The sequence below is a fragment of the Xanthomonas pisi DSM 18956 genome (genome assembly GCF_001010415.1).
In the GTDB taxonomy this organism is placed as follows: Bacteria; Pseudomonadota; Gammaproteobacteria; order Xanthomonadales; family Xanthomonadaceae; genus Xanthomonas; species Xanthomonas pisi.
Genome location: NZ_JPLE01000025.1, coordinates 40980 through 48097, shown reverse-complemented (window position 1 = coordinate 48097; position 7118 = coordinate 40980). Strand labels below are relative to the sequence as shown.

Sequence of the window (7118 nt, the reverse complement as noted above, 5' to 3'; positions counted from 1 at the left end):
TTTCCGACGCTCCCGCAGGCTGGGCTCCGCCGCCCGGCCCCCCCCGCCCGATCGCGCACGCCTGCGCAGCAACACCCCACGCAGCCGCAGGAAAGGGCGCCCACCGCTGTAATGCAGCAACGCGCCCGCCAGCAGCGCAACCACGCCATACACCGCAAATGCCAGCACGCCCCGCCCCTCCAGCGCCGGGCCGAACCAGCCCTGGGTGAGATGGAACACGGCCTTGTGAGTCAGATACAGGCTGTAGGAGATGGCCGCCAGCCAAGCCGCGCCCGGCACGCGCAAACCGCCAAGCACACCGCTACTGGCGGTGCCGGCGAGCACCAGCAAGGCCAGTCCCAGCGACAGCACCGGCCAGCCCACCGCATTGCCGATCAGGCCGGTGCGCTCGCGGAACAGCCACAGTGCCAGCGCCAGAATCGCCACGCCGGCACACAGGATGGCGTTGCCGTGCTGCTGCAGCCGTTGCCACAGCGTGGGGCGAAACACGTTCAGCACCGCCAGCACGACACCGGCCAGCAGGCCGTCCAGACGGTTCCAGGTCGGGTAGTAGATGTCTTCGATAAACCAGTTGCGCTGCAGACCTACGCCAGCGCTGTCCAGGGCAGTGTTGTGCAACCAGAAGCCGGCGCGCAGCGCGATGCCCGCGATCACCACCGCCACGCACAGCATCACAAACCGCGCCGCAGAGGGTCGACGCAGCAGCAGCGTCGCCAGCAACGGAAACACCAGATAGAAATGTTCTTCCACGCACAGCGACCAGGCGTGCGAGAACGCGGCATCACGGCCATAGTCGACGAACAGGTTCAGGGTGAAGGTGACGAACATCCACCACGGCGCCAACCCGGGCGACTCGCGAAAATCCGGCCACGCCATGTAGATCACCAGCACCAGCAAGAACGCCGGCAGGATGCGGAACGCGCGGCGCAGATAGAACTCCTTGAAGTCCAGGCGTTGCCCGCGCGCCAGCGGCCTCAGCACCTGCGTGCCGATCAAAAAACCGCTCAGGACGAAGAACAGGTCCACGCCCATCCAGCCGTAGCGCGACAACCACGCCCAGTCCGGCCCCAGACCGCCGACCACGAAGGAATGGAACAGCATCACCCAGACGATGGCGATGCCACGCAGCAGGTCCAGAGCGGGGTAGCGCATAGGGGCGATCGGCAATGAGGAAGACCGATTGTGCCGTGTGCCCCACGCCCGTGCGCAGAACACGCGCACTCGCCAGGAGATATGCAACGCACGCTCACAGCCAGCGCGTGCCAGTGACGCATGCCGCAACGAGCACCGGCGGTGCGCCCTGACGGCGAGCGCGGTGGTGTGTCAGCCGCGCTTATCCCGCTGGCGCATGCATGGCACTGCCCCGTCGGCGGGCACGCCGCGCGCCCTGGAGCCGACACAACACTCTCGGCCTCAGGCCACCGCCGCCTGCGCGACGCGTGTCATCCGCGCCACTGGATGCAACAGCCCCCACGCTTCCAGTTGATCGACTGCGCTGCGCACGCCGTCCTCCTCGCGGATGCGTTGCCCCAGCGCGCGTGCCGCTGCGCGCATGCTCGGCGCGCTGGCCTGGACGATGGTATCGGCCAGGGTTTCCGGCTGCAGCCCGACCCGTGCGAGCGCCGGCGGGGCGACGCCGCGTTGGGCCAGGCAATGCGCCCAGAACGGTTGGTCGTAGCCGAACGGCAACACCACCGACGGAATCCCCGCCGTCAGCGCAGCGCCGGTGGTGCCGGCGCCGCCGTGATGCACGGCCGCAGTCACCCGTGGAAACAGCCAATCGTGCGGCGCCTGTTCCAGATGGAAAAAGCGCTCGGCATCATCCGGGGCGGCGGTATCGGCGGTTTCCAGCCCGCCCCAGCCACTGGCCAGCAATGCGCGTTGCCCGGTCAAGCGCACGGCGGCCTTGACCATGGCGGTGAGCTGCACCGCATCGCGGCTGGTCATGCTGCCGAAGCCGATATACAGCGGCGGCGGCCCGGCCTGCAAAAACGCCTGCAATGCGGCAGGTGGTTGCCATTGCGGCTGCGGCAGTTGCCAGAATCCGCAGACCTGCGCGCTTTGCGGCCAGTCCGGCGGACGTGGGCACAGCTGCGCGCTGTAGCCATAGATCACACGCAACGCGCTGCGGTCCGGGCCATGCCATGGATACGCCGGCAAGCCCAGCGCCGGCCGCACGATATCGTTGAGCGCAGGGCGCATCAGCTGCCAGCCGGCAAACCGCACCGCGTGGTGCAAGGCCACGCTCACCGGCCCGGGCAGACGCACGTTGGGCATCACCATCAACGGCAGATGGCGCGAAGCCGTGAGCGGTTGCAACTGTGCAAAGCACACCGGCACCCCATAGGCCTGACCCAGGCTATGGGCCAGAAAACTTGCGCTTCCCACGCCCAGGATCAAGCCGGCATCGGCGCACGCCGCCCGGCCCTGCTCTGCCCATTCGCGCGCCCAGCTCAGCAGTTGTGCGCGCAAGGTGCCCCAGATACCGCGCCAGCCGCCGCGCATTTCTGCGACGTCCGGGTTGCCCTGCAGCAACTTCTGGTGGTCGCCGCTGAGCGGGAAAAACTCCAGCCCGTTGGCGCGAATCAATGCCTCGAAGTTGGTGCTGGTCAGTACCCGCACCGGGTAACCGCGCTGCTGCAGCCCGCGGCCCAGCGCGATGATCGGGCGCACATCGCCATGCGTGCCCAGGGTGGCGATGACCACCGGGCGGTTGGCTGCAGCCGAAGCGAGAGACTCAGGCATATTCGGCTACCCCGTCGTTGGCACTGGCACTGGCGATGCTGGCGTCGCGCTGCGGCACCTGTGCAGTGGCCTCGTGCAGCAGCGCGCACAGCGTTGCCGAGTGGGCGGCCGACAGCATCGAGTGGTGATCGCTGTCCAGTGCGTGCAGATGCAGCGTGCGCACATACGGACGCCATGCCTGCGGCCGGTAATCCACCCATTGCGCCTCGTCACCACCGGAGCTCATGCGCACGCTGGCTTCGACGAACAGCACATCCTGGTTCAATGCGCGCGGCCGGTGACGCCGCGCCAGGTGCAGGTGATGCTGGGTCACTGCGCCCAGGTCGTCCAGCAGCGTGGGGCGTTGCTTCAGCAACTGCTGCACCGCCGGCAAGGTGGTCAAGCCGTAGTGATCGCACAACAGGCTGGCCAGCTGGGCCACCGTGGTCGGCATCGGTTGGTCGTGCGCCAGCGTCAGCCCCAGCGCATGCACCGATGCACGTACGTTTTCCGCTTCGGGCAGTGCGGCGGCCTGTTCCAGATGCGGGTAGCTGTCGAGCATCGCCAGCAACTCGACCTGTTCGCCCAGATCATGCAATTCGGCGGCCATGGCGTGCGCGATCAGACCACCCAACGACCAGCCCATCAAGCGATACGGTCCATGCGGCTGCACGCTGCGCAGACGCGCCAGATAATCGCGGGCGATCGCCTCGATGCTGTCCGGACGATGCTGCGGGTCGCTCAATGCCGGCGACTGCAATGCGTACACCGGCCACTGCGGATCGAGCTGGCCGAGCAGGGTGAGATACGACCAGCCCAGGCCGATGACCGGATGGATGCAGAACAACGGCGTGGCGCCCGCGCTGCCTGCGCGCATCGGCAACAGCACACTCAGCGGGTCGTTCGGTGTCTGCGCGCTGCGTTTGATCACCTCGGACAGGCCGGCAATCGTCGGCGCATGGAACAGCGCGCCCAGGGGCAGCTCCACGCCGAACAACTGCGGGAAACGTGCCGCCATTTCTGCCGCGCGCAGCGAGTCGCCACCGAGCTCGAAGAAATTGTCGTCCACCCCCACCACCTCGATGCCCAGCACCTCCTGCAGCAGGGCCGCCAGTTGATGTTCGAGTGCATCGCGCGGCGCCACATGCGCTCGCTTGGGCAACGCGCCCGGCGCAGGCAAGGCGCGGCGATCCAGCTTGCCATTGGCCGTCAGCGGCAACGCCGGCAGTGGCATCCACACGCTTGGAATCATCGAAGCCGGCAAGCGCTGTTGCAGATGGGCGCGCAGCAACTCGCTCGACGGCGTGTTGCCATGCTTGCCCACCACGTAGGCGAGCAGCTGCACGGCGTTGTCGCCATCGCTGTGCGCAACCACCGCCACCTGCGCAACCTGCGCATGCAGCAGCAATGCATTTTCGATCTCCGCCGGCTCCACGCGGTGGCCGCGGATCTTCAATTGCGCATCGGCGCGGCCGATGAACTCCAGCAGACCATCGCGGCGCTGACGCACGCGGTCGCCGGTGCGGTACATGGTGCTGCCGTCGTCGGCGAACGGGTCGCGCAGGAAACGCTCGCTGGTGAGCTGGCGCTTGCCGCGATAGCCCTTCGCGACACCGGCGCCGCCGATATACAGCTCGCCGATCGCACCGGTCGGCAACGGCTGCCGCTGCGCATCCAGCACATAGACACGTGTGTTGAGCAGCGGTCTGCCGATCGGCGGTGCCGCCGCATCGGTCAATTGCAGCGGCATGATGGTCGACCAGATGGTGGTTTCGGTCGGCCCGTACAACTGGGTCAGGCGCCCGACCCGGCTCAACAAGTGCGTCGCCAACTCGGGGACCAAGGCCTCGCCGCCGACCAGCGCATGGATGCGATCCAGTGCCAGATCCTGATTGGCCAGCAGAATGCGCCACAGCGACGGCGTGGCCTGCACCAGGCTGATCTGCTCGTGGACGATCAGGCGCGAGAGACTGCGCGGGTCATGACTGATGCCAGCCGGCGCGATGACCACGCGCGCACCCACCAGCAACGGCAGATACAGCTCCAGCCCGGCGATGTCGAAGGTGATGGTGGTGACGGCCAGCACGCGGTCGCGCGGGCGCAAGGCCAGCTCGTGTTCCATCGCATGCAGGAAATTGAACAGGTTGCGATGGCTGATCTCCACGCCTTTGGGCGTGCCGGTGGAGCCGGAGGTGTACAGCACATACGCCGTCCCATCCGGAGTCGCCCTTGGGGCGATCGCGGCTGGCAGGTGCGCCGGGCGCGGGTCCAGCCAGACCATGCCGCCGAGCAGATAGCGCTCGCACAATGCCGGCTCGCAGACCAGCGCAATGGCGCCGGAATCGTTGAGCATCTGCCGATTGCGCGCCGCCGGGCTTTCCGGATCCAGCGGCAGGTAGGCCGCGCCGCTCCACATGATGGCCAGCAAGGCCACCAACAGATGCTCGCTGCGCGGCAACGCGACAGCGACCACATCGCCAGGGCGCACCCCGTCGGCCACCCATTGCGCAGCGATCCGCGAAGCGAGCTCGCACAGCGTGGCGTAATCCAGCGTGCGGTTTTCGTATTGCACGACAACGGCCGCAGGCATCGTCTCGGCACGCTGCAACATGCCGTGCAACAACGTGGCCTGTTCCGGCAGCGCTGCGGCGGTGTGATTCCAGGTGTGCAGCAACCGGTGGCGCTCTTCCTCGCCCAGCACATCCACTTCACCCAGCGCGCATTCCGGGTTCGCCAGCACGGCATCGGCCAGATGGGCCAGGCGACGGCAGTGTTCGGCCAGCTCGTCGCTGTCGTACAACGCCGGATTGGCATCCAGATCGAAGCGCAGGGCCGCGCCGTCGCCGCGCTCGTAGCAGAAGATGGTCAGATCGTCGGCCGGGCCGTTGCATAGGTTGTGCGGTATCGCATACGCCTCGCCAAAGCGCAGGGCGTAATCGAAGGCTTCGATATTGACCGCCAGGCGGGCGAACTTCTGGTCGATGCCGAACATGCCGATGTCGCGACGTACGTCCTCGAAGCGATATTGCTGATGCCGCAAGGCATGCCTGACCACCGACGCGACCTGCCCGAACAACGCATGGATCGGCTGCTGCGGGTCCATCTTCAGGCGCAGCGAAATCACATTGGCCACCAGCCCGGCAGTCTGGCGGTAGCGCGCATTGATGCGGCCGGTCACCGGCATCGCCAGCACCAGATCTTCGGCACCGGTGCAGCGGTAGTAATAGGCGGCGATCAGCGAGATCAGCATCTGCGGCAGGCTGGCGCCGTAGTCCTTGCCCATCGCGCGCAGGCGCACCACCTGCTGCGGCGAAAACTGCCCGGTGCCGCGCAACAGACCGGTGGACAGATGATTGCCCGGGCGCGCCAGGGTTGCCGGTGGCGGCAGATCGGCCAGCTGCTGCATCCAGTAGTCGCGATCGCGCTGGAAGCGTTCGGAGGCGCGGTACTGCTGCTCCATCTCGATCAGCGACAACGCGCTGCCGTACTCGGCAGGCTCGGGCTCCACGTTCGCCGCGTAGGCGTTATAGAGCACCGCCATCCGCTGCATCATGATCGAGGCGCAATAGCCATCCATCACCAGATGGCTGACGCACTGCACCCACATGTGGTGATCCTCGCCGAGGCGGAATACCGCGCAATGCCACAACGGCCCGTTGCACAGGTCCTCCGGCTTGCGGACTTCCTCGGCCACCCAGTGCTCGGCGGCATTGCGCGGCGCCGGGTCGTCGCTGACATCGAAGAACGGTACTGGCGCGGTGTACTCGGGCAGGACGACCTGGTGCGGCACGCCCTCGTGCTCGTGGATGCACAGGCGCAGCGTGTCGAACTCGCGCGCCAGCTGCAGCGTGGCGCGGATCAGTAGCGCAGGATCCAGTGGGCCGAACATCTCCAACGCTTCGGACAACATCAAGGTGTTGTCGGTATGCAACTTGTTGGCCACCCACAGGCCACGTTGTGCCCTGGTCAGTGGAAACAGTGGGGCGGCATCAGCGTGCATTGCATGCATCCTTCTGTGTGGCGCGCAGTCGCCCGGCGCCTCGACCGCAGCGCAGTCAAAGAAACGTCGGATCAGCACCCGGTAATGAAACGCAAGATAGAGAGCACCAGCGACTACCGGCGAACGCCGGCAATACGTGATGGAACCGCACAATGGAAACGCACAACGAGGCGACATGCACGATCGAAACCCCGATGTGCGGATGTCATGGGCGAAGCAACTTGTATCCCGACAAGTTAAGCAAACACTAACAACTCGCGAACTTAATGAACCGTGCAAAAATCACGAAATGCGGGTCTTCCATAATTATTTTGTTCCAAAATGTGATTTCTACAGATGTTCTGCATGCGCGCATGCGCTTGGGTCGCGTCGTGCGTGCAACTGACACACGATG

Annotated in this window: 3 protein-coding genes; all 3 read right to left on the bottom strand. The window is 66.2% G+C overall.

What is annotated here, in order from left to right; translation table 11 throughout:
• Positions 1-1152 (bottom strand): acyltransferase family protein (locus Y887_RS07270; protein WP_248827416.1); only part of this gene is annotated, 1152 nt, incomplete at its 3' end.
• 261 nt (positions 1153-1413) lie between these two features.
• Positions 1414-2745, bottom strand: a complete 1332-nt coding sequence (locus tag Y887_RS07265) for a glycosyltransferase (RefSeq protein ID WP_046963702.1) — start codon at positions 2743-2745, stop codon at positions 1414-1416.
• On the bottom strand, positions 2738-6724 hold the full coding sequence (locus Y887_RS07260; protein WP_046963701.1) for a non-ribosomal peptide synthetase: 3987 nt from the start codon (positions 6722-6724) through the stop codon (positions 2738-2740). Before Y887_RS07260 ends, Y887_RS07265 begins: the two co-directional genes overlap by 8 nt.
• Positions 6725-7118 lie beyond the last annotated feature (394 nt).

What these genes read in the sequence shown, in the direction of transcription:
- Y887_RS07265 (WP_046963702.1), bottom strand. Translation starts at nt 2,745, where the DNA reads ATGCCTGAGTCTCTCGCTTCGGCTGCAGCCAACCGCCCGGTGGTCATC.
- Y887_RS07260 (WP_046963701.1), bottom strand. Translation starts at nt 6,724, where the DNA reads ATGCACGCTGATGCCGCCCCACTGTTTCCACTGACCAGGGCACAACGT.